Annotated in this window: 17 protein-coding genes; 6 read left to right on the forward strand and 11 right to left on the reverse strand. The window is 65.9% G+C overall.

The window, feature by feature from the left end:
- The first annotated feature begins 22 nt into the window (after window positions 1–22).
- Complete coding sequence (gene queA / locus QFZ41_RS15660) at window positions 23–1,066, forward strand: tRNA preQ1(34) S-adenosylmethionine ribosyltransferase-isomerase QueA (protein ID WP_429199591.1); 1,044 nt, start codon at window positions 23–25, stop codon at window positions 1,064–1,066.
- On the opposite strand, the gene QFZ41_RS15665 is transcribed toward queA, so the two are convergent.
- Window positions 1,063–1,836, reverse strand: coding sequence for an IclR family transcriptional regulator (locus QFZ41_RS15665; RefSeq protein ID WP_429199592.1), 774 nt, complete (start codon window positions 1,834–1,836; stop codon window positions 1,063–1,065). The two genes, queA and QFZ41_RS15665, sit on opposite strands and share 4 nt — an antisense overlap.
- A gap of 165 nt (window positions 1,837–2,001) precedes the next feature.
- Between QFZ41_RS15665 and fucP the strand changes: the two genes are divergently transcribed.
- Window positions 2,002–3,303, forward strand: a complete 1,302-nt coding sequence (gene fucP, locus QFZ41_RS15670) for an L-fucose:H+ symporter permease (RefSeq protein WP_429199593.1) — start codon at window positions 2,002–2,004, stop codon at window positions 3,301–3,303.
- Entirely contained in the window at window positions 3,300–3,647 is a 348-nt protein-coding gene (locus tag QFZ41_RS15675) for an L-rhamnose mutarotase (RefSeq protein ID WP_429199594.1), read from the forward strand. The genes fucP and QFZ41_RS15675 overlap by 4 nt, the downstream gene beginning before the upstream one ends.
- Here the strand turns inward: QFZ41_RS15675 and QFZ41_RS15680 are convergent, their stop codons facing one another.
- From QFZ41_RS15680 to QFZ41_RS15705, 6 genes are read right to left on the reverse strand one after another with little or no spacing between them, the layout of a single operon-like run.
- Window positions 3,648–4,790: an alpha-hydroxy acid oxidase gene (locus QFZ41_RS15680; RefSeq protein WP_429199595.1), complete on the reverse strand. Its 1,143-nt coding sequence runs from the start codon at window positions 4,788–4,790 to the stop codon at window positions 3,648–3,650. It lies immediately after the preceding gene.
- Between the two features lie 4 nt (window positions 4,791–4,794).
- Complete coding sequence (locus QFZ41_RS15685) at window positions 4,795–6,114, reverse strand: L-fuconate dehydratase (protein ID WP_429199596.1); 1,320 nt, start codon at window positions 6,112–6,114, stop codon at window positions 4,795–4,797.
- Window positions 6,115–6,163: 49 nt separating this feature from the next.
- A complete protein-coding gene (locus QFZ41_RS15690; protein ID WP_429199597.1) occupies window positions 6,164–7,021 on the reverse strand; it encodes a fumarylacetoacetate hydrolase family protein in 858 nt (285 codons plus the stop codon).
- Between the two features lie 12 nt (window positions 7,022–7,033).
- On the reverse strand, window positions 7,034–7,801 hold the full coding sequence (locus QFZ41_RS15695) for an SDR family oxidoreductase (RefSeq protein ID WP_429199598.1): 768 nt from the start codon (window positions 7,799–7,801) through the stop codon (window positions 7,034–7,036).
- A complete protein-coding gene (locus QFZ41_RS15700) occupies window positions 7,798–8,637 on the reverse strand; it encodes an amidohydrolase family protein (RefSeq protein ID WP_429199599.1) in 840 nt (279 codons plus the stop codon). Before QFZ41_RS15700 ends, QFZ41_RS15695 begins: the two co-directional genes overlap by 4 nt.
- On the reverse strand, window positions 8,634–9,650 hold the full coding sequence (locus QFZ41_RS15705; protein ID WP_429199600.1) for an aldo/keto reductase: 1,017 nt from the start codon (window positions 9,648–9,650) through the stop codon (window positions 8,634–8,636). The genes QFZ41_RS15700 and QFZ41_RS15705 overlap by 4 nt, the downstream gene beginning before the upstream one ends.
- Window positions 9,651–9,981: 331 nt before the next feature.
- Here QFZ41_RS15705 and QFZ41_RS15710 point away from each other — a divergent pair, with 331 nt between their 5' ends.
- From QFZ41_RS15710 to QFZ41_RS15720, 3 genes are all read left to right on the forward strand, one after another.
- Complete coding sequence (locus QFZ41_RS15710; protein ID WP_429199601.1) at window positions 9,982–12,675, forward strand: TonB-dependent receptor; 2,694 nt, start codon at window positions 9,982–9,984, stop codon at window positions 12,673–12,675.
- A gap of 66 nt (window positions 12,676–12,741) precedes the next feature.
- Window positions 12,742–14,355, forward strand: coding sequence for an alpha-L-fucosidase (locus QFZ41_RS15715; protein ID WP_429199602.1), 1,614 nt, complete (start codon window positions 12,742–12,744; stop codon window positions 14,353–14,355).
- The gene (locus QFZ41_RS15720; RefSeq protein ID WP_429199603.1) at window positions 14,352–15,407 is read left to right on the forward strand and encodes a glycosyl hydrolase family 18 protein; all 1,056 of its coding nucleotides are present in this window, start codon (window positions 14,352–14,354) and stop codon (window positions 15,405–15,407) included. Before QFZ41_RS15715 ends, QFZ41_RS15720 begins: the two co-directional genes overlap by 4 nt.
- A gap of 218 nt (window positions 15,408–15,625) precedes the next feature.
- On the opposite strand, the gene QFZ41_RS15725 is transcribed toward QFZ41_RS15720, so the two are convergent.
- Genes QFZ41_RS15725 through QFZ41_RS15740 form a run of 4 tightly spaced genes read right to left on the reverse strand, consistent with a single transcriptional unit; the run spans window position 15,626 to window position 23,832 of the window.
- Entirely contained in the window at window positions 15,626–16,999 is a 1,374-nt protein-coding gene (locus QFZ41_RS15725) for an alpha-L-fucosidase (protein ID WP_429199604.1), read from the reverse strand.
- Between the two features lie 40 nt (window positions 17,000–17,039).
- Window positions 17,040–18,878, reverse strand: coding sequence for a glycoside hydrolase family 35 protein (locus QFZ41_RS15730; protein WP_429199605.1), 1,839 nt, complete (start codon window positions 18,876–18,878; stop codon window positions 17,040–17,042).
- Window positions 18,879–18,889: 11 nt separating this feature from the next.
- A complete protein-coding gene (locus tag QFZ41_RS15735; protein WP_429199606.1) occupies window positions 18,890–21,493 on the reverse strand; it encodes a glycoside hydrolase family 3 C-terminal domain-containing protein in 2,604 nt (867 codons plus the stop codon).
- Window positions 21,490–23,832: a beta-N-acetylhexosaminidase gene (locus QFZ41_RS15740; RefSeq protein ID WP_429199607.1), complete on the reverse strand. Its 2,343-nt coding sequence runs from the start codon at window positions 23,830–23,832 to the stop codon at window positions 21,490–21,492. Before QFZ41_RS15740 ends, QFZ41_RS15735 begins: the two co-directional genes overlap by 4 nt.
- Window positions 23,833–23,836: the final 4 nt, after the last annotated feature.

The following is a 23,836-nucleotide window of genomic DNA, read 5'->3' on the forward strand; positions in this document are numbered from 1 at the left end:
ATCGTTCCGCCCGGCTGTTCCCGTGAAAAAATCCGACTTCGACTTCGATCTTCCTCCCGAACTCATCGCGCAGGCCCCGTTGGTCCGGCGGTCCGGGAGCCGGTTGCTGGTGATCGACGTCGCGGCGCACAGCAAGAAAGACCGCAAGTTCGTCGACCTGCCGGAGATGCTCCAGCCGGGCGACCTGCTGGTGTTCAACGACACCCGCGTGCTCCCGGCGCGCCTCTACGGCCGGAAGGAATCCGGCGGCGCCGTCGAGATCCTCATCGAGCGGGTGACGGGGGCGCACGAGGCGAGGGCTCAGTTGGGTGTCAGCAAGAAGCCGAAGGAAGGCGGGCGCATCGAACTGGCCGACGGCAGCATGGTGACCGTGCTCGGCCGCGACGGTGAGTTCTTCCTCCTGCGCTTCGAGAGCCCGGAGCCGCTGGAGCGCCTGCTTTCGCGGCTGGGCGAGATGCCCCTGCCGCCGTACATCGAGCGAAGCGCCGACGAGGTGGACGCCGAGCGGTACCAGACGGTCTTCGCCCGCGAGCCTGGCGCCGTCGCCGCGCCAACCGCGGGCCTGCACTTCGACGAAGACCTGCTCGACAAGCTGCGGGCGCGTGGCGTGGAGACGGGCTACGTCACCCTGCACGTCGGCGCGGGCACCTTCCAGCCGATGCGCGCGGAAGACGTGCGCGACCACGTGATGCATCGCGAGTGGCTGAACGTGGGCGCGGAACTCGTCGAGAAGATTCGCGCCACGCGGGCCGCCGGTCATCGCGTCGTGGCCGTGGGCACCACCGTGGTGCGCGCCCTGGAGAGCGCCACCGTGGAGGGCGTGCTGCGCCCGTTCGCCGGCGAAACACAGATCTTCATCTTCCCCGGCTACAAGATCACCAGCGTCGATGCGTTGATCACCAACTTCCATCTGCCGCAATCGACGCTGTTGATGCTGGTGTCGGCGCTGGCGGGCAAGGAGGTGATCCTTGATGCGTACCGCTACGCGGTGCTGCAGCGCTACCGCTTCTTCTCCTACGGCGACGCCATGCTGATCATGCCACCCAGGCCCGCCCTGGCGGGCTAGGGCTGACCTGGTGCGCCGTGGGACAGCTCGACCGAGATGTCGGCCGCGGCGGCCACCAGCAAACGTGCCGTCGCTTTCATGTCGATCTTCGCGCCCCGGCGTTCGATGAAAGGGACGGTCAACGCGCAGACGGCGTGGTTGCCCTCGATGATCGGCGCGGAAAGATCGGTGACGCCGTCCACCACTTCGCTCGGGATGGTGGCGAGTCCGGCGCCACGGACTTCCTTGATGGTGTTCTCGATGCGCGTGCGCTTCAGGCCCGGCTCGTGCTGGAGCATGGTGCGGAACCAGCGTTCGCGCGTGTCGTCCGTCTGCCAGGCCAGCAGGACATAGCCGGACGCGGAATGCGATATCGGGCGGCGGTGTCCCACGCGCACGACGAGGCCGGTTTCGCCGGGCGGATCCACGCGCGCGATCACCACGATCTGTTCCTGCGAGGGCACCACGAGATGGCAGGACTGGTCGATCTCGTCGGCGAGGCGGTGCATGACCGGCATCGCCGTTTCCACCAGGTTCTTCACCGGCGGCTGTTCCATGCCGAGGCGGAACAGGCGGGGCGTGAGCGAGTACGAACCTTCGCCATCCGGGCGGGAGATATAGTCCCTCTCTTCGAGCACCTGGAGCATGCGGAAGATTTCGCCACGGGAACGGCCGACACCGTCGGAGATCTCGGCGATGGAAAGGGGCTGCGTCGCCTTGGCGAGCAGTTCCAGGATGTCGAGGCCCTTGTCGAGGGCAGGGGCGCGATACTTCGGCGAATCTGTAGGCATGGCATTCCGTGGCGGTGACGAAGATGGCTCGACGAGTCTAGCCTGCCCGGTGCGCACAGGTGCGCCCCGGGCCTGGCAGCAGCATGTTGCAGCGCAGCTTGTTATGCAGGTGAATTATAAGTTCATATTTGCACACTGGGGGCGGACACGGTAGAGGAGACACGCATGCAGTTGCACACGCCGTTGGAGGTCTCCGCTTCCCGCGCGCCCGCCCGGACCCCGTGGTTTCCCCTGGCGTTGATCGTCAGCCTGTTCTTCCTCTGGGGCGTGGCGAACAACCTCAACGACGTGCTCGTCGCCCAGTTCAAGAAAGCCTTCACCCTGTCGGACTTCCAGGCGGGGCTGGTCCAGAGCGCTTTCTACCTCGGATATTTCCTCGTGGCCATCCCCGCGGGCGTCTTCATGCGCCGCTATGGCTACAAGGCGGCGGTCGTATTCGGCCTGTTGCTCTATGGCGCCGGGGCCTTGCTGTTCTGGCCCGCCGCGGCGACGGCGACGTATGCCACCTTCCTTGTGGGTCTGTTCGTGATCGCGGCGGGCTTGGCCTTCCTCGAAACCTCGGCCAATCCCTACGTCACCCTGTTGGGGCCGCGCGAGTCGGCGGCGTCGCGCCTGAACCTGGCGCAGGCGTTCAATCCCCTGGGCTCGATCACCGGCGTGTTGATCGGCCAACATTTCATCTTCACCGGCGTGGAACGCTCGCCCGCGGAACTCGCGGCAATGGATGCGGTGGCGCATACGGCCTACGTGAAGAGCGAAGCCGCCGCGGTACAGATGCCGTACCTCGTCATCGGCCTGGGCGTGATCGCCTGGGCCGTGATCATCGCCGTGACCCGCTTCCCACGCACCACGTCGAGCGAGGATGAAGGCGCGGTGGTGGAGCGAGGCGTGCTCGGGCGTTTGCTGCGCGAAGGCCGGTTCATGTCCGCGGTGGCGGCCCAGTTCTTCTACGTGGGCGCCCAGGTCGCCGTCTTCAGCTACATGATCCGCTATGCGCAGGCGACGATGCCGGGGACCGCGGACAAGGCCGCGGCCAACTTCATCACCGCGGGGTTGCTGTGCTTCATGGCCGGGCGTTTCGCCGGCGCCGCCTTGATGAAGTACCTGCGACCGGCGCGCGTGCTCAGTACCTTCGCCCTGGTCAACGTCGCGCTGGCGACGATCGCCGCTTTCATTCCCGGCAGCATCGGCATCTACGCACTGGTCGCCTCGAGTTTCTTCATGTCGATCATGTATCCGACCATCTTCGCCCTCGGCGTCGAGGGGCGCGGCGACACCGAGCGCAAGTTCGGTGCCTCGTTGCTGGTGATGTCGATCGTCGGCGGCGCCGTGGTCACCGCCGCGATGGGCGCGACGTCCGACCGTTTCGGCATCGCCCACGCGATGCTCGTGCCGATGCTTTGCTTCGTCGCCATCTTCCTCTTCGCCTGGCGCCGCTCGCGCGCAACCACGGAGTCCATCGCATGAGCTGGCAGTGTCTCGCGCTCGACCTGCGTGACGATCCGGCGGCGATCGCCGAATACGAGCGCTGGCACCAGGCGGAATTCATCTGGCCGGAAGTGGTCCGGTCGATCCGCGACGCCGGGATCCGCGACATGCGCATATTCCGCACCGGCAACCGCTTGATGATGCTGATGCGCGTGGGACCGGAGTTCGATGCCGGGGCCAAGGCGGCCGCGGATGCGGCGAGTGAACGGGTGCAGGCGTGGGAGGCGTTGATGTCTACCTTTCAGCAACCGCTGCCCTGGGCAGAGGCGGGACAGAAGTGGGTGCCCATGCGGCAGATCTTCGACCTCGCCGACTGCGGCTGATCACCCGCGCCAGAGGATATCCGGCGAGACCTTCGCCGCGTCCAGCGTTCCCGTCAGTGCCATCGTGACGCTGAGCTCCCTGCGGATCAGTTCGATGGCCTGCGTGACGCCGGCTTCGCCGCCCGCGCCGAGGCCGTAGAGGAAAGCCTTGCCGATGAGCCCGGCGCGCGCGCCCAGTGCCAGCGCCTTCAGCAGGTCTTGCCCGCTGGTGATGCCGCTGTCGAGCCACACTTCCGTGGCGCCCGCGACGGCGTCGACGATGGAGGGCAGCACGTCGATGCTGGCGGGAGCACCGTCGAGCTGGCGTCCGCCATGGTTGGACACGACGATCGCGTCGACGCCGTGGGCGACGGCCTGGCGCGCGTCCTCGGCATCGAGGATGCCCTTGAGGATCAGCTTGCCGGGCCAGAGTTCGCGTATCCAGCCGAGGTCGTTCCAGTTCAAGGTGGGATCGAACTGGCTGGCGATCCATTGCGCGAGGGTGGTCAGGCTGTCCGCACCCTGGATGTGGCCGTCGAGGTTGCCGAACGACCGGCTGGGCGCACGCAGCACGTTCCACGCCCAGCGCGGCTTGCTGGCGACGTCGAGCAGGTTGCGCAGGGTGACTTTCGGCGGCACGGACAAGCCGTTCTTGATCTCGCGGTGGCGCTGGCCCTGCACGGTCAGGTCGACGGTCAGCATCAGCGCCGAACATTCCGCGGCGCGTGCGCGGCGGATGAGTTCGCGGGTGAAGCCGCGGTCGCGCATCACGTAGACCTGGAACCAGAAGGGCTCGTTCGTCGCGGCGCGCACCTGTTCGATCGAACAGATCGACATCGTGCTGAGACAGAACGGTATGCCCGCCTTCGCGGCGGCGCGTGCACCGTGGATCTCGCCGCTGCCGTGTTGCAGGCCGGTGAGGCCGGTCGGCGCGATGGCCAGTGGCATGCTCACCGCCTGGCCCAGCAAGGTGGTGGCGAGCGAGCGGTTATCCACGTCGCTCATCACGCGCTGGCGGAAGCGCAGCCGCTCGAACGCGGCCCGGTTTTCACGGAGCGTCGATTCGTCGTAGGCGCCGCGGTCGGCATATTCGAAGAACGCCCGGGGTACGCGGCGCCGCGCGAGGTCACGCAAATCGGCGATGTTGGTGACCGGTGTCCTCATGTGTTCAGCCGTCCACCGTCAACGACAGTTCGCGCCAGACCAGGCCATCGGGAAACAGGTGGTCGCTCACCGAATCCGGATGCATCTGGGCGGAGAAGCCCGGGGCGGACGGTGCCATGTAGCGGCCGCGCTCGATCCGCACGGGGTCGACGAAGTGCTCGTGCAGGTGGTCCACGTACTCGATGGCGCGGTCTTCCTTCTTGCCCGTGATCGCCACGAAGTCGGCCATGGCGAGGTGCTGCACGAGTTCGCACAGGCCCACGCCACCGGCGTGCGGAAACACGCGCACACCGAAATGCGCCGCCAACAGCAGGATGGCAAGGTTCTCGTTCACGCCGCCAACGCGCGCGGCGTCGATCTGGATGAGATCGACCGCGCCCGCCTGCAGGAACTGCTTGAACATCACGCGGTTCTGTCCGTGCTCACCGGTGGAGATGGGGGTGGGCGCGACGGCGCGGCGGATGGCGGCGTGGCCGAGCACGTCGTCCGGGCTGGTCGGTTCCTCCACCCATGCCAGGCCCACGCTCTCCAACGGCTTCAGCCATTCGATGGCGGTGCCCACGTCCCAGCGCTGGTTGGCGTCGACGGCGATGGCGATGTCCGGGCCCACCGTCGCGCGTGCCAGCCGGCAGCGGCGTATATCGTCCTCCACCCGAAGGCCCACCTTGAGCTTGATCGTGCGGAAACCGTCCCGCACGGCCTGCCGTGCGAGGCGCAGCATCTTTTCGTCGGAGTAGCCTAGCCAGCCGGGTGAGGTGGTATAGGCAGGATATCCCTCGGTTTCCAGTTGCGCGATGCGCGCCTGCTTGTGCGGCTCGGCCTCGCGCAGGATGGCCAGCGCCTGTTCGGGCGTCAACGCGTCGGTCAGGTAACGGAAGTCGATCTGCCCGACCAGTTGTTCGGGCGTCATGTCGGCGATGAAACGCCACAGTGGCTTTCCGGCGCGGCGCGAGGCGAGATCCCATGCGGCGTTGATCACCGCGCCGATCGCCATGTGCATCACGCCCTTCTCCGGACCGAGCCAGCGCAGCTGCGAGTCGCCGTTGAGTTCGCGGGCGAAGTCACCGAGGCGGTCGACGATGTCCTCGATCGGACGGTCGACCACCATGTGCTCCAGCGCCGCGAGGGCGGCGGTCTGCACGTCGTTGCCGCGTCCGATCGTGAATACGAGCCCGTAGCCGGAAAGACCGTCCGGGCTATCGGTGCGGATCACGACATAGGCCGCCGAATAATCCGGGTCGGGATTCATCGCGTCGGAGCCATCGTGGTCGAGCGAGGTCGGGAAGCGGACATCGAATGTGTCCAGCGCCGTAATTTTCACCATGCGATCCGGCCTCCTTAGCCGGCGACGTATCGATCCGTAACGATGGAATTCAGGACGGCCGGCCGGGATGCGCCACGACGTCCTGGCGCTGGCGGCCCAGCCCTTCGATGCCGAGTTCGATCACGTCGCCCGGCTTCAGGTAGGTGGGTGGTTTCAAGCCGAGACCTACGCCGGCCGGCGTGCCCGTGCTGATCACGTCACCGGGCATCAGCGTCATGTAGCGGCTGATGTAACTCACCAGGTGCGCGACGCCGAAGACCATCGTCCGCGTGTTGCCGTTCTGGTAGCGGTGGCCGTTGACCTCGAGCCAGAGCGACAGGTTCTGCGGATCCGCCACCTCATCGCGCGTGACCAGCCAGGGGCCGATGGGGCCGAAGGTGTCGCAGCTCTTGCCTTTCACCCACTGGCCACCGTGCTCGAGTTGGAATTCACGTTCCGACAGATCGTTGATGACGGCATAACCGGCGACATGCGCCATGGCTTCGTCGACTCCCACGTCGCGGGTCACTTCGCCGATGACGACGCCCAGTTCCACTTCCCAGTCGGTCTTCACCGAACCGCGGGGAATCACCACGGTGTCGTTGGGGCCGCCGATGGCGCTGGTCGCCTTCATGAAGAGCACGGGCTGCTCGGGCACCGGCGCGTTCGTTTCGGCGGCATGGTCGGCGTAGTTCATGCCCACGCAGATCATCTTGCCGATGCCACTGAACGGCGTGCCCAGCCGTGGTTCGCCTTGCACGGCGGGAAGCGTCGCGGGATCGATCGCGGCGAGCTTGCGCAGCCCCTCGTTGCCGAGCACGTCGCCGGCGATGTCGGCGACGACACCGGAGAGATCCCGCAATGTGCCGCTGTCGTCGACGAGGCCGGGAGTCTCCTTGCCGGGCGAGCCGAAACGGACGAGTTTCATCGGAATGTTTCCTTAATTCGACCAGCCGCCATCCACGACGTGGATGGTGCCGGTGGTGAATGACGATTCGTCGGAGGCGAGGTAAACCGCCAGCGCGGCGATTTCCCGCGGTTCGCCCAGGCGGCCCATCGGCTGGCGATCGGTGAAGCCGCGCCATGCGGCTTCTTCGTCACCGCCGAGCGCACGGACACGTGCCGCCAGGGAAGGCGTCTTCACCGTGCCGGGACAAATGGCGTTGCAGCGCACGCCACGCGCCACGTAGTCGGCGGCGATCGAGCGGGTGAGGCCGATGACGGCGGCCTTGGTGGTGCTATAAGCGAAGCGGTTCGGCACGCCCTTGATGCTCGAGGCGACCGACGACATGTTCACGATGCTGCCCGCACCGCGCTCGAGCATGCCGGGCAACACCGCGCGGCAGGTGTGGAACATGCTGTCGACATTGATGGCGAAGGAGCGGCGCCATGCATCGTCGTCGGTATCGAGCAAGGTGCCGGCGTGCACGTAGCCCGCGCAGTTGAAGAGGATGTCGATGGCCCCGGCCTCGGCGAAGACGCGGGCGATCGCCGCCGCGTCGGTCACGTCCAGTCGTTGTGTCGTCACGCCGGGATGTTCGGCGGCGAGGCTGGCCAGTTGCGCCTCGTCGATGTCGGTGGCGAGCACTGTCGCGCCTTCCTCTGCGAAGGCGAGGGCGGTGGCGCGGCCGATGCCCGCGCCGGCGGCGGTGACCAGCGCGCGTTTGCCCGCGAGGCGGCCGCTCGTGGATCGGGAGAGAATCGTCATGCGGATTTCCTCGAAGCGTCGTGGATCGAGTAGAGAGCTAACGCATTGCCGCCGAACACCGCGTCCGCCGCCGTTGGCGCGTGGCGATGAACGAGCTCGCTGGCGCAGGTCTTCCACGTGGCATAGGTCGCGTGCGTCGTGAGCACGGGCCAATCGCTGCCCCAGACGAGGCGTTCGGCACCGAACATCTCGAACAAATGGGCCACATAGGGTTCCAACACGAGCGGATCGGTGGACGGGCCGGTGAGCGTGAGCAGCCCGGAAAACTTGCAATGCACATCGGGCATCTGCGCGAGTCGCGCGATGGCTCCGGACCATTCGGCGAACGCGCCCGCGGCGATGTCCGGTTTCGCGGCGTGATCTATCACCGTGCTCAGGCCGGGATGTTTGCCTAGCCGCTCATAGAGCGCTCGCATGTGCCGGTTGTCGACGAGCGCGTCGAAAACGAGGCCGCGTTCGGCGATGAGGTCGAAGGCCCTGTCGAGCGATGGCGAGGCCAGCCACTGGGGATCGACGATGTCCTGCACCATGGGCCGCACGCCGCGGAGCAGTCCGCCGCCATCGGCGATCAGACGGTCGAGCCGGTCTTCGACATCGGGACTCTCCAGGTCGACCCACCCCACCACGCCGATGGCGCCGGGCATGTCGCGGGCGATCTCGAAGAGGAAGCGTGTTTCCGCTTCGTCGGGTGCCGCCTGCACGAGGATGCAGGCGTCCGTATCCCCCGGCAGGTCGTCCGGCAGGAAGGCACGACGCAGCGCCGCCGGCGCATGGGCAAGCCATCCGTAGTCCAGCCGCGAAGGATCCCAGTAATGACGGTGGGCATCGACGATCACGGCGTCGGCACTCCCGGTGCGAGCAGGCCTTCGTCGCGCAATGCCTTCCAGGTAGCCGGGGGAATCTCCGCGCGCTGACGGAGCAGGGCGGCATCGACTTCCGCGATGGAACGCAAGCCGCAAACGACACTGGCGACGGCCGGGTGGGCGAGCGGGAACTGGAGCGCGGCGGCACCGACCTCGGCACCGGTACGTGCGCAGACCTCGTAGAAGCGCCGTGCGCGAGCCAGGACATCGGGTGCGGCGGGCGCGTAGTCGTAGGTCGCGCCGGGACCGTCGGCAGCGCCGAGCAATCCGGAGTTATAGGGCCCGGCGATCAGCACGGTGACGCCATCGGCCTGCGCGCGCGCCATCACCGCTTCGCTCGCGGACTGTTCGAACAGCGTATAGCGCCCGGCGAGCATGATCGTGTCGAGTGGAAAGCGCGGCATCACGTCCAGGCACACCGCTTCCTCGTTCACGCCGAGGCCTATGGCGCCGACCAGCCCTTCGTCGCGCATGCGCGCCATCTCGGGCAGCGATTCGTCCAAGGCCTGAGCGAGTACCCGGGCGTGCCGTTCACCGTGGGTGAGTGCGCCGATGTCATGCAGGAAGAGGATATCGATGCGGTCGATGCGCAGGCGGCGCAGGCTTGCCTCGACGCTCCGGCGCACGCCATCGCGGCTGTAGTCGAAACGTGCGGCGCGACCGTTCACGGCGAACCCGTCGTCCTGCCCACGTCGTCCCGCGGCATCCTCGATCACGCGGCCTGCTTTCGTGGACAGCGTGAAGCTGTTGCGCGGCAACCCGGCAAGAGCGTCGCCGATGCGTGTCTCGCTCAGTCCGAAGCCGTAATAGGGCGCGGTGTCGAAATGGCGGATCCCACCGTTCCAGGCGTGGATGACCGTCTGCCGTGCCGTGGCCTCGTCCACCTCCGTATAGAGGTTGCCCACGGGCGCGCCGCCGAACGCAAGCCGGGATAACGGCGCTTGATTGCGTGGGGCGGGAGTCTGGCTCGCGTGCTGCGACGGCATGGTTGCTCCTTGGCGCGTACTGCGCAGGTATAAATACTACGTTTATATGTGAACTTGTCTAGAGGCCTGAACGATTCCTGTCGAATGCTGCGGTGCAACTTGAATCGGTTGAAACATATCTGAATACTCAGTTCGCCAGTGAACGGATCGCAAGAACGTCGCATCCGGAAAATGACAACGTTGTCGGCGCGGGGCCGGTTCGTTTCATCGCTGGATGAGAGGGGTAACGCCCCGCGCCGTCGCCAGCGGCGCGGTTCCATAAGACAAGCATGCGCTGCCCGGGCAGGGCGGAAGGCGTGTATCCGGAATACAGCGTTCGGGGAGATCATCCATGACCATCAGCAAGACCTTGCTGTGCGCGAGCATCCTTTGTGGACTCGCCACTGCCGCACACGCGCAGGACGCCACACCCGCCCCGGCGGACCCACCGAAGACGGCGCAGCAGAAGGCGGCCGACAAGCGCGTGGAGGAATTGCAGGCGGTGACCGTCACCGGTTATCGCGGCAGCCTGGAGAAGGCGATCGACGTCAAGCGCAACGCCAACGCGGTCGTGGATGCGATCAGCGCGACCGACATCGGCAAGTTCCCGGACACGAATGCCGCCGAATCTCTTTCGCACCTGCCCGGCATCACGGTGGACCGCCAGTTCGGTGAAGGCGAGAAGATCAGCGTCAACGGCACCGACGCGGCGCTGAACCGCGTGTTGTTGAATGGCCAGACCATCGCCTCGGGCGACTGGGGCGGCAACCCGACGGACACCAGCGGCCGCACGTTCAACTATTCGCTGCTCTCGCCGGAGATCATCGGCCTGATGGAGGTCTACAAGTCGCCCGAGGCCCGTATCGACGAGGGCAGCATCGGCGGAACGGTGATCATCCATACGCGCAAGCCCCTCGACCTGCCGGCGAACACGCTGCGCGGCTCGCTCGGCTACAACTACAACGACCGTTCGGCGGAGGGTAATCCGCGTGCATCGGCGCTGTGGAGCTGGAAGAATGCCGACAGCACGTTCGGCGTCCTCACCAGCGTGACCCACGACAAGGAAAACCTGTCCCGCGCGGGCATCGAGTTCTTCGGTTATACCACCGGCGCCAACATCACCGGCAATCCCAATGTCACGGGCGACCAGAACTACGCCAACGCGAAGATCCCCGTGGGCATCAACAGCGCGTATTTCCAGCAGACGCGCGAACGCAACGGCTTGCAGTCCACCTTGCAGTGGCGCCCGGACGAGCACAACGAGTTCAACCTGACCGGCCTGTACGTCAAGGGCAAGTACGACAACTTCAGCGAGTCGCGTTACGTCTGCCCTGGCTGCGGCGACCTCAACAAGCTGACCGACATCAACGTCGCCAACGGCTACATCACCTCCGGCACGGTGTCCTCCACCACCGGGAACGGGCAACCGTACGCCGAACTGGACGCGAACTACCGCAAGACCGAGGTCTCGACCAAGAGCATCAACCTGCGCCACGACTTCAACGGCGACGCCTGGGTGTTCACCAGCCAGGTCGGCTATACCAGCGCCAGCGGTGGCAAGGATCCCGAATACCTCATGAAGTACCTGCTGCAGAACGGCGGGTACAACTTCGGGTACGACGGGCGCAACACCAGCGTGGGTTACCAGAACGGTTCGGCGGCGAACTGGGGACTGGTCGGATCGCCAGCGGGATCGCCTCCGGGCGACACGTCGCTGCCGGGCCAGAACCAGGCGGGCGGCATCTACTACGAGACGACGACGGATCGCGAGCGCTATGCGCAGTTCGATGCCTCGCGTGACCTGGAATGGGGGCCGATCAACCAGATCCAGATGGGCTTGAAGTACACCAACCACTTCAACGGTACGCAATCGCGCGGTAACCGCATCAACACCACCGATCCCATCTCGCTGACGGATTTCGACCCGGGCTCGACTCCCAGCGGCCTGTTCGACGGCCTGCACGCCAGTGGCGACCTCACCGACTGGCCGACGGCTAGCCAGAGCAGCGTCGTCGATTACCTGAAATCGCAGCCGCAGGGGCCGTACACGCCGAACTACCCGGCGATGTTCGGGGTGTCCGAGGTGACCAAGGACGCGTACGTACAGATGAACTACCAGTCCGGCAGCTGGCGCGGCAACGTGGGCGTGCGCTACGTCGACACGAAGGACACGTCGAACTACTACGTCAACAGCGACGGCGGCACCTATAACCGCGTTTCCAACAGCACGCACTATTACAAGCCCCTGCCGTCGGTGAACGTGGCCTATGACCTCGACGAGGACAAGGTCCTGCGCCTGTCCGTCGCCAAGGTGATCGCGCGTCCGCGCTACGGCGACCTGGCGGGTGCCACCTCGCTCAATGGTGCGGCCACGGGCAACTTCACGGCCAGCGCGGGTAATCCGGACCTGAAGCCGTACCAGTCGACGAACTTCGACCTGTCGGCGGAGTGGTACTTCGCGCCGGCCAGCCTGTTGTCGGTCGAGGGCTTCGTGCGCAAGATCGACAGCTATATCGTCACCACGACGTCGGAACGCTCGATCACCGACCCTACCACCGGCCAGACCAACGTGTACTCGGTGACCTCGCCGATCAACGCGTCCAACGCGAAGGTGTCCGGCCTCTCCCTGATCTACCAGCAGGACCTCGGCCACGGCTTCGGCATCCAGACCAACTATACGTACAGCAAGGCCACCACGCAGACCCAGACCAACGGCGACAAGCTGAACCTGCCGTACCTGTCGAAGAACACGATCAACATCATCCCTTACTACGAGCACGGCCCGTGGTCGGCGCGCATCAATTACAGCCGCCGTTCGCCGTATTTCACGCAGGTGGGGCGGCTCAACTCCAACGTGTTCGCCGATGCGTACAAGGAGCTCGACCTGAGCGCGTCGTACCAGATCAACGAGTGGGCCGGCATCACGCTCAGCGCGACGAACCTGCTGGATTCGACGTACTACCAGTACGCCGACATCAAGTACGCTCCGATCGGCGAGTACAAGAGTGGACGTACCTACTCGATGACCCTGAACTTCAAGCTTTAGCGCGCACCGGCGGTGGCTGCCTCCCTGCGGCGCCGCCGGTTCTTTTTTGCCGGAAGGAGTCCCTGCATGCGACGACGATTGGTGTTCCTTGTGGCGGGCCTTCTGGCCAGCGCTGTCCACGCCGACGGGGCGACCGCGCCCACGGCAGCCAGCATGTCGCCGCAAGCCCAGGACCTGGCCTGGCAGAAGGCCTCGGCGAAGTTCGCCCCCGAGCGCCGGGCTATCCTGGATCGGGTCGCGAAGGGTTCCGGCCAGGGGCCGTTCCGTCCCGACTGGACGTCGTTGCAGGCTTATCGATCGCCCGCGTGGTACGACGACGCCAAGTTCGGCATCTTCATCCACTGGGGCGTCTATTCGGTGCCGGCGTTCGGCAGCGAATGGTATTCGCGCAACATGTACCAGCAGGGCACGAAGGAATTCGCCCATCACGTGGCCACGTATGGGCCACAGTCCCGCTTCGGCTACAAGGACTTCGTGCCGATGTTCAAGGCGGAACATTTCGACCCGGACGCATGGGCCGCGCTGTTTCGCGAGGCCGGTGCGCGCTACGTGGTGCCGGTGGCCGAGCACCATGACGGCTTCGCCATGTACGACTCGAAGCTGTCCGACTGGACGGCGGTGAAGAAGGGCCCGAAGCGCGATGTCATCGGCTTGCTGGCCAAGGCCGTGCGAGGACAGGGCATGCGTTTCGGCGTCTCGTCGCACCGCGCAGAGCACGATTGGTTCTTCGACGGCGGCCGCCACTTCGATTCGGACGTGAACGATCCGGCGAACGCGGAGTTGTACGGTCCGGCCGTGGATCATCTCAGCAAGAAAGATGAAAACCTCGGGGACGACTGGACCTATGTCTCGCAGGCCTGGCTCGACGACTGGCTTGCGCGCACCGCCGAACTGATCGACGACTACCACCCGGATCTCATCTATTTCGACTGGTGGATCGGACATCCGACGTTCCGCAATACGTTGCCGACGATGCTGTCGTACTACTACAACGACGGCGCGAAACGCGACGGCGTCGTGGTGAACTACAAGCTCGGCGACTTCCCCGAGGGCGCGGGCACGCTGGATATCGAACGCGGCCAGCTCACCGGCATCCACGCCACGCACTGGCAGACCGATACTTCGATAAGCAACGACTCCTGGGGCTATATCGAACACGATACCTACAAGTCGCCGGCCTTCATCATCCACCTGCTCGCCGACGTGGTCAGCAAGAACGGCAACCTGATGCTCAACATCGGCCCGCGCGCGGATGGAACCATTCCGCAGGGCGCGCAGGACACCTTGCGCAGCGTCGGCCGCTGGTTGAAAGCCAACGGCGAGGCGATCTACGGAAGCAAGCCGTGGCGCGTGTTCGGCGAGGGCCCCACCGAGGTGGTGGGCGGCACGTTCCAGGACACCAAGACCAAGCCATACACGGCCGAGGATTTCCGCTTCACCACGGGCAACGGCAAGCTCTACGTCATTGAGCTGGGCTGGCCCGCCAAGGGCAAGGCCACGGTGCGTTCGATCCAGCCGGGCGACACCGTGAAGCGCGTGGAACTGCTTCCCGATGGCAGCGACGTCCCGTTCACACAGGATGCCGCGGGCCTGCACCTCCGTCTCCCCTCCCACCCCGTCGGCAGCGATGCGTACGTGTATCGCATCACGCTGGCGAATCCATCCAAGGCCACCCCATGAAACGACCGCTCATCGCGCTGCTCGCCTGCCTCCTGTGGATGCCGTTCGCCGCATTCGCCAAGGCGCCGGTGGCGCTGTTCTACATGATGGAATCGCAGAAATCGATCGCTTCGTTCGAGGCCCACGTCGACAAGATCGACGTGCTGGTGCCGACGTGGTACGGCGTCGACGAGAACGGCCTGGTTTCGGGCGCACCCGATGCCTATGTGTTGAAGATCGCCAAGGCGCACAAGTTGCCGGTGATGCCGATCATTTCGGCCGGCGGCGACCGCGCGAAGTTCCATGCGCTGCTGACCAGCGAGACCGCCAAGAAGGCGATGATCGGTAGCATGATCGAGCAGGCGAAGCTGCACGGCTTCAGCGGTTTCCAGTTCGATTTCGAGAACATCGCCTGGACGGACCGCGATGCGCTCACCTTGCTGACGAAGCAGACCTACGAGGCGCTGCACAAGCATGGGCTCCAGTTGAGCATGGCGGTGGTGCCGAACGCACCGGGTTATGCCGGCCGCGGCGCCTTTGGCAAGTGGATGTGGGAATACTGGCGCGGCGCGTACGACTTGAAGGAGCTGGCCAAGGTGCTCGACCTGGTCTGCCTGATGACCTACGACCAGCACACGCGCTGGACCACGCCCGGCCCGGTCGCGGGCATGCCGTGGGTGATGGAGCACCTGGAGTACGCGATGAAGGTGGTGCCGAAGGAGAAACTGTCGCTGGGCATCGGTCTCTATGGTTACCACTGGTTCGCCGGCAATCCGGTGGGCGCGGACGGCAAGGAGAACTCGAACATCTCGGCGGAATACATCGATGCCGATGCATCGTTCCCGCTGGCCAAGCAGTTCGGTGCGACGATGCAGTGGGACCCGGTGGAACACGAGTCGTGGTTCTACTTCTACCGAGACCAGATGCGCGAGTGGGTGTTCCTTCCGGATGCGCGAGCCTTCCGCGACCGGTACGACGTGGCGAAACAGTATGGGTTGCAGGGCTTCTGCGCCTGGGTGCTTGGGGCGGAGGACCCGAAGATCTGGGACGAGCTGCCTGACGCGGTGCGGTGAGGAAGCGGGGGAGAGGCAAGAGGGCGCGCCGTGGCGTTGTAGCTAGCTTCGTTCGTGAGGGGTAGGAAGGCTTATCGCCGACAAGGTCGGCTCCCACCAGGCATCCCTCACCCCGGTGGGACCCCTCACCCGGTGGGAGCCGACCCTGTCGGCGATGGACTCCCCCTCAGCGCATCAGCCGCTCGGTGGGAGCCGACCCTGTCGGCGATCGGGGGCCCTCAGCGCCCCACCTCGAACAGCTTGAACTCCCGAATCCGCACCGTTCCTACCGCGGAAAGGATGTTCAACCGCACCCGCCGCGCCGTCACCGGCTCGAAGGCATCGATCTTCATATGGCCGATGGCCTGCGCCCGCGCGACCGTCTTCCATTCCTTGCCATCCCATACCTGCACCGCATAGCCGTGGACGTTCTGCCCGCCATCCAGCCACTCCATGCTCATGGCATGGTCGAAGGTCACCTCGCGACCGAGGTCGACCTCTAGCGTGGCATTCGCCGAACCGGCGGGCGCCGACCAGAAGGTGGCCGGATCGTTGTCCAGCGCCGCGGCGACGTTGTCGTCGACGGTGCCATGCGTCGCGGCCAGGTTGGCCTCGTCGCCATAGCGCGCCTTGAGTGCCTTGCCAAATTCCGCCAGCCGCCGCACATCGGCGTCCGGTAGCAGGCCGTGCGTATCGGGCGCGACGCCCAGCATGAACTGGCCGCCCTTGCCGATGCTGTTCTCCCAGTTGTCCATGAGTTCGTCGACCGTTTTCAACGACGTGGCGAAATCCGGTTTCGAACTGAAGAACCAATGGTTCTTGTGCAGTGGCGTGTCTACTTCCAGCGGCCGCCAGCGAAGCTGCCCATGCCGGTCGATGGCGTTCCAGTTCTCACCCTGCACCACGCCTTGTTCGTTGCCGACCCAGCGGATGTCGCCGTAGTCGAACAAGGCGACGTCCGCGAAGACCATGGTGTTCGGCTGGTAAGTGCGCAGGGTCTCCACGTACTTTGCGAAGTCGTAGACGTGGCCCGCGCTGCCGGCGCCATCGAGCCACCATTCCGTCAGAGGACCGTAATGCTGGACCAGTTCCTCCATCTGCGAGAGGTAGTACTTGTCGTAGGCGGCCGAGTCCTTGTAGCGCGGATCGTGGCGGTCCCACGGCGAAAGATAGACGCCGAAGCCGAGGCCGTTCTTCTTCGCGGCATCCGAGGCCATGCGCACGAGGTCACCCTTGCCGCCTTTCCAGGGGCTGGCCTTCACCGAATAGTCGGTCTGTTCCGTGGGCCACAGCGCGAAGCCGTCGTGATGCTTGGCGACCAGCACCATGTAGCGCACGCCGGCTGCTTTCACTGCGCGCGCCCACTGGTCCGGATCGACCTTGTCGGGATGGAACACGGAGGCGGGTGCCGTGCCATCGCCCCATTCGCGATCGAGGAAGGTGTTGGTTCCGAAGTGGACGATCACGCCGAATTCGAGGTCTTGCCATGCGACCTGCTGGGGCGAGGGTTTCACGTCCGTAAACGATTCGGCGTGCGGCACGCCGGGCAGGGATGCCAGCAGGGCGACCGCAAGGCAGGATGCCAGGCGGCGGAGGGAGGGGTGCTTCGTCATCGAACGGATCTCCTTGATGGCGGCGCGAAAGGGAAAGGATTCAAGGCGTCTTCGGCGGCTCGGACCACAGGCGCCGGTCGACGCCGCGCATGACGGGCCGGTCGCGTGTCTCGAAATCGAAAACCACCACGGGATTCACGCCCTTGTGAAACCAAGGCGCGGGAGCGTACAGGTCGTGTTGCGGACCGATGGACCAGATCCGGCCGAGGTTGGCACCGTTGAGCCATGCGAATCCCTTGCCGAAGGCGCGAACATCGAGAAAGGTGTCCGCCGGCGTATCGACCGTGACCGTTCCGCGATGGAACGCGGGCCCCTCGACCCTGGCGGTGGTCCAGCCGCGCAAGGTGTCGGGCGACGTCATCGGCAGCGGGAACACCTGCCAGCCGTGCAGGATCGTTTCGCCGAGCATCACCGGATCGACGAGCCCCGCGCGGCCATCTTCCAGATGGGGGCCGTAGTTCACGCGCCCGGAGTTCTCCACCAGGATGTCGAGCGTGTGCTCGCCAGAGTCGACGTCGATATCGACGGCTACCTGCTTCAGCCGGCGCTCGACGGTGCCGCGAGGCTGACGGTCGAGATAGACCGCGGCGTAGTCGCGGACGTCGCCGAGGTAGAGCGAGCCGTGGAAGGGGCCGCGCACCGTGGTCCGGTAGAGCACATAACCATAGGCCTGGCCATAGGCTTCCATGGGTTTGGGAAGGTCGGAGGCCTGCGCCGCGGGAAGGTTGTCCCAGAGCGACGCGGATTCGCCCAGCGTGAAGTCGGGCAGGACGCGTACCGGCGGCGCCGCGGGCAAGGGTGGCGGTGTCGCCCCCGTGGCCTTGGCGATGATGTCGCGGAACCGCGTGAACTTCGGCGTCGGCCGGCCGGCTTCATCGAGCGCCGCGTCGTAGTCGTAACTGGTGGTCTGCGGCGCGTAGTGGTCCGAAGGACCGGCCTGAAAGTTCGCGCCGTTCATGAAGCCGAAACTGGTGCCACCGTGTACGAGGTACACGTTCACCGAATAGCCCTGTTTCAGCATCCAGGCCAACTCGTCGCCCTGCTGCTTCGCATCGGTCGCGGCGTGCTTGCCGCCCCACTGGTCGAACCAGCCGGCCCAGTATTCGCCCGCCATGCGTGGCGAGCCGGGGCGGAACCGTTCGAGCATCTCGAAACTCTTCTTCGCCTCGCCCGGTGAGAAGTCGATCACCGCGGTGACGTCGGGCAAGGTGCCATGGGCGAGCAGGTCCGGACCGTCATAGGTCAACAGAAGGTCGTCGGCGAGGCCAGCGCGTTCGAGCATGGCGCGGATGTCGCCGAGATAGATCTTGTCGTCGTTGTACGAGCCGTACTCGTTCTCCAGTTCGGTGGCGACGATGGGGCCGCCGTGGCTCGCCATCAGCGGCGCCAGCTCCTTGCCGAGACGTTGCAGATATCGGTCGGAGGCAGCCAGGAAGCGCGGATCGCGCGACCGCACGCGCAGGCTGGGATCGGCGAACAGCCACGCGGGATAGCCGCCAGCGTCCCATTCGCCACAGATGTAAGGGCCGGGACGCAGGATCACGTTCAAGCCTTCCGCCTGAGCCGCCTTCACGAAGGCGGTGACGTCGTTACCCCCACTGAAATCGAAATGGCCGGGCGAGGGCTCGAGCAGGTTCCAGAACACGTACGTGGTGACGGTGTTGAGCCCCATCGCGCGCGCTTTGCGCAAGCGGTCGGTCCAGTACTCACGCGGCACCCTCTGGAAATGCATGTCGCCCGAGATGATCTGGTAGGGCTTGCCCTCGCGCATGAAGTGCGCGCCGGACACGCTGACCGGCGGATTGGCGAAGGCGCACGGCGCCATGCCGACGAGTGTCGCGAAGGCGACGGCAAGCCGCATGAGGGTGGGATGTTTCATCCGATGTCCTTTCATCGCGGCAGCGCCTGCCGTCCACGTATCGTGAAACCGGCACGCTCACCGGAGGCATCGCCCGGCTGGCCGCCGCCGAGGAAGACGCCGTAGTCGCCGGGCAGGACCGCGCGCTGTCCGGCGGCGTCCACCGAACTCAAGCGGCGCGGGTCGAGTTCGAAGGTCACACGGCGGCTTTCGCCGGGCGCGAGGTGCACGCGCTGGAAGCCGACAAGGGACCGCTTCGGCGCGAGGGCATCGCCGGGCGGGTAGCCGAGATAAGCCTGCACCACTTCGTCACCCGCGCGCTGCCCGCTGTTGCGCACCTCGACGCTCACCGTGAGGGCCTGTCCCGCGTCGATGCCGGCAGCGGACACCCTGGCCTTCGCGTAGGAGAAACGTGTGTAGCTGAGCCCGTGGCCGAACGGGTATAGCGGCGTTCCCTCGAAGTAGCGATACGTGCGGCCCTTCATCTGGTAACTGGTGAAGGGGGGCAGGTCGCGAACCGAACGGTAGAACGTCACGGGCAAGCGCCCGCCCGGGTTGTAGTCGCCGGCCAATACCTGTGCGATAGCGGTACCGCCGCTTTCCCCGGGATACCATGCGGCGACGATGGCGGAAGCGTGCTCCTTCGCCCAGTCGAGTGCGACCGCGCTTCCGGATATGAGCACGACGACCAGCGGCTTGCCGCTCGCGGCGGCGCGTTCCAGCAAGGCTTGTTGGGGGGCGGGAAGGCCGATGTCCGTGCGGTCGCCGCCATCGAAGCCGGGGACGTCCACGTGCAACTCCTCGCCTTCCACATCGGGGGACAGGCCGACGAAGGCCACCGTGACATCGGCCGCCGCGACCGCGCGTTCCGCCTCGGCGAGTTGAGCGGCGGCGGGTGCCAGCCATTGCAAGCGCACGCCCTGGTCTTCACCGCCGTGGACGAATTCGAGGCGCACGTCGTGCGGGCGGGTGTCGTCGAAATGCAGGACCGCCTGGGTGTGCTTGTCGTCGCCCTTATCGTCGATCACTGGCTTACCGTCGACGAAGAGCCGCACGGCATCGTGGCCGGCACAATCGAAGCAACGCTCGACGTGCACGGCCAACGTGTAGTCGCCGGGTCCCGGCGGCACGATCGCCCCGGTCCAGCGTACGGCGTAAGGGCCCTTGGGCAGGTTGACGGGTGAGATGTGGTCCCAGTCGAAATCGACGCTGCGATCCACGCGGGTGGTGCGAGGCGCGCCATCGAAGGCCGCGTTATCGAAATATTCCCCGGTGAGGCCAATGGCGGCATCGGCGGCGGTGCTGGTCCGCAGCGCCGTTTCCGGTACGGGCACCGGCACGCCGGACGCGACGGGGGCGCCCTGCGCGTAACTCACATGGTCGGCACCGAATCGTGCACGGAGACCTTGCAAGGGCGTGACAGGCACGCGCGGCGTGCCGTGATAGTTGGCTTCCAGCGTTTCCACCGTATCGGCGTTCGGGCCGATCACGGCGATGCGCCGCTTTCCTTGCAAGGGAAGGACGCCGTCGTCGTTCTTCAGCAGGACCGTCGATTCCAGCGCCGCGCGCAGGGCCAGTGCGGCGTTCGCTTTCATGTCGACGGTGGTGGGTTTCACCGTGGTGGCTCCGAGTTCACCAAGGCGGTACCGCGCCGCGAACAAGCGGACGAGCGAGTCGTCGAGCACGGACTCATCGACATCCCCGCGCTTGACCGCCGCGGTCAGCTCGGCATAGGCATAGCCGCAATCCAGGTCGGTGCCCGCGCGGATCGCAGCGGCCGACGAGGCGGCGTTGTCAGTCTTGTAGTAGTGGAACTTGGTCATGTCGTCGATGGCGTCGCAGTCGGAGACGACATACCCCTTGAAGCCCCAGCCCTTGCGCAGGATGTCGCCCAGCAGCGTGGCGTCGGCGCATACCGGCGTGCCATGCAACGCGTTGTACGCGCACATGACCGATCCCGCCTGTCCTTCGGTCACCGCCGCGCGGAACGCGGGCAGGAAGGTTGCTTCGAGATCGTAGGGAGAGACATCGATATCGAAGCCGTGGCGTCCCGCCTCGGGACCACTATGCACGGCGAAATGTTTCGGCGTGGCGATGGCGCGCGGGTGCGCCGGGTCCGGCCCTTGGATGCCCTGCACGAACGACACGGCGAGCCTGCCGGTGAGGTAGGGATCTTCGCCGTAGGTTTCCTGGCCACGTCCCCAGCGGGGATCGCGGAAGATATTGACGTTCGGCGACCAGATCGTCAGCCCCTCGTAACGGCCGTGATCGTGTCCCGCGCCGATGGCGTCGAAACGGGCGCGGGCTTCGCTCGAGACGACCTCGCCCACCTGCCGCATCAGCTCCGGATGCCAGCTCGCGGCGAGGCCGATGGCCTGGGGGAACACCGTGGCGTAACCGGCGCGCGCGGCACCGTGCAAGCCTTCGTTCCACCATTCGTACGCGGGAATGCCCAGGCGCGGCAGCGCGGGCGCCGCGCTCTGCAACTGGCCGACCTTCTCGTCCAGGCTCATGCGGGCGACGAGGGCGCTCGCCTTTTGCTCCGGTGAGGCCGATTCCGCCGCGTGCGCGGCACCGGCGAGCGCGACGGTGGCGGCACAGGCGAGCAGGTGGCGGGCGAGTCGTGCGTACGTCATCGTGGATGGCTTCCTGTCAGCTTCACCGAGCCCAGACCATACAGCGGTCCGTCCGTCGGTGCGGTCACGCGAAGACAGAGGTCGTGCTCCCCACGCAGCGCGGGCAGCTTGCCCTCCAGCACGATCGGTTCGCCGAGCGCCTTGTCCTCCGGTAGCGGAAAGCTGGCCAGCATCGTTCCGGCGCAGCTGTCCTGATGGACCTCGAGTTCGCCATGGGCCGTCTTCGACGGATACGAGACCACCTTGGACAGTTCGTGCGCGAGCCCGTAATTGCGCGCCAAGCGGGCCGCTTCGATGCGAATGCCCGTCACCCCATCCAGCGGCGCCTTCGGGTAGACCCAGCAGGCATGGAAGAGGTCGATGTCGTACACGGGCGTATCCATCGCGCCGAGGTCTGGCAGCAGGGGCATGCGCAAGCCGAGGCTGCCGTCCGGGCATTTCATGAGTTCGCCATTGCGACGTGTCAGCAGGTTGTCGCGATCGACGGTCCGCGTACGTAGGCTCCCGATGGCCGCTCCATCGGGTGCGAAGGTGACGGCTCGCACGGTCGTGGGGAGGCTCACGGTGAATGGCGCGGTATAGGCTTTCGCATCCGCTCCGGGCGCGCCGCCGTCGGTGGTGTAGCGCAAGGTGCCGAACGCTGTCTGATTGTCGATGGTTATCGTCGCCTTTCCATTACGGAGGATCGTGGCGATGTCGCCTTCCACGTGGATGGCCGGCGCGAACGCGGTGTCGGACGCGGCGATATCGAGCGCCGCGTAACGCCGCATCTGCGCAGGAAGGCGTTGCAGGAAACCTTGCCAGTTGCGCGTCTCGCGCGGCGACCACGCGATCTCGGCCATCGCGTCGACGCGGGGGAAGAGGGCATGCTGTATGTGCCGCGCCGACGGAATGAATTCGCTCCAGAGGGTAGCCTCGGCGCCCAGCACATGGCGTGCCTGTTCCGGTGTGAGCGAAGCGTCCACCGGTTCGAAGCCATAGACACGCTCCAGCGCCAGCACCGAGAGACGGCCGTTGGGTTCGTCCGCACGATCGCTTTGCAGGTTGTCGAAATACATCCAACCCGCCGGCGCGAGCACTACGTCGTGATCCTTCTTCGCCGCGTCGATGGCGCCCTGCACGCCACGCCACGACATGACGGAGGCCGTGCGCGGGAGCCCACCTTCGAGGATCTCGTCCCAGCCGATCAGGCGGCGGCCATGCTTCGCCAGGTAGTCGCCCAGGCGGTCGGTGAACCAGCTCTGCAAGGCGTTTTCATCGGTGATGCCCAGCGACTTCATCCTGGCCTGGACAGTTGGCGAATTCTTCCACTGGTCTTTCACCGCCTCATCGCCGCCGAGGTGGATGTACGTCGACGGGAACAGCGCCATCACTTCGTCGAGCACGTTCTCGATGAAGGTGAAGCTCTTCTCGTCGACGTTGTAGAGGTAGGGATTGACGCCCCAGTCCACCGATACGGCGGGATGGTCGCCGTTGACGCCCACGATGTCCGGGTACGACGCCACGGCCGCCTGCGCATGGCCGGGCATGTCCAGTTCGGGTACGACGGTGATGTGGCGGGCAGCGGCATACGCCACGACCTCACGGATCTGTTCCTGTGTGTAGAAGCCGCCGTAACGCGCCGGCTCACCATGGGTTCCCGCGCCCGGAGGAGTCCGCCACCCGCCGACACTCGTCAGCAGGGGATAACGCTTTATCTCGATGCGCCAGCCCTGGTCATCGCTGAGATGCCAGTGGAAGACATTGAGCTTGTGTTCCGCCATCGCGTCGAGCACCTGCTTCACCGTCGCCACGTCGTGGAAGTGGCGGGCGACGTCGAGCATGAGGCCGCGCCATTCGAAGCGTGGCCAGTCGCGGATCGATACGCCGGGGATGCGGGTCGCATCCCGCCCGCCGTCAGCGGTGGCGAGCTGCCAGAACGTCACCGCTCCGTAGAACAGTCCTGCCGCATCGCGCGAGACGATACGGGCGCCGTCGCTGTGCACATCCAGCGAGTATCCCTCGCGCTGCTCCACGGACGCCTTGGGGTCGCTGTGCAACACGATGGAGCGGGCGGCCGGATGTGCCGTGGCGGTTACCGCCAGGGTAACGCCACGGCTGCGGCGAAGCTCCTCGGCGAGGTAGCGGGCCGCCGCTTCGGCCTTCGTGTCGCCCGGCGCGTAGGCGATCATCGTGTGCGCGTCGACAGCGAACGATCCGCTCGCCGCGCGTACTTCCGCCGGTATCGGGATGAGGGGCGGAGCGGTGGCATGGGCGACACCGCCACCGAGGCATATCACCCCGATGGCGAGGAGGGAACCCCAGCGGCGCGCGCCGCGGATGATCGGAGCCTGTGTCATGGGG

Origin of the sequence: Luteibacter sp. W1I16 (assembly GCF_050434905.1) — a bacterium.
Taxonomy (GTDB): domain Bacteria; phylum Pseudomonadota; class Gammaproteobacteria; order Xanthomonadales; family Rhodanobacteraceae; genus Luteibacter.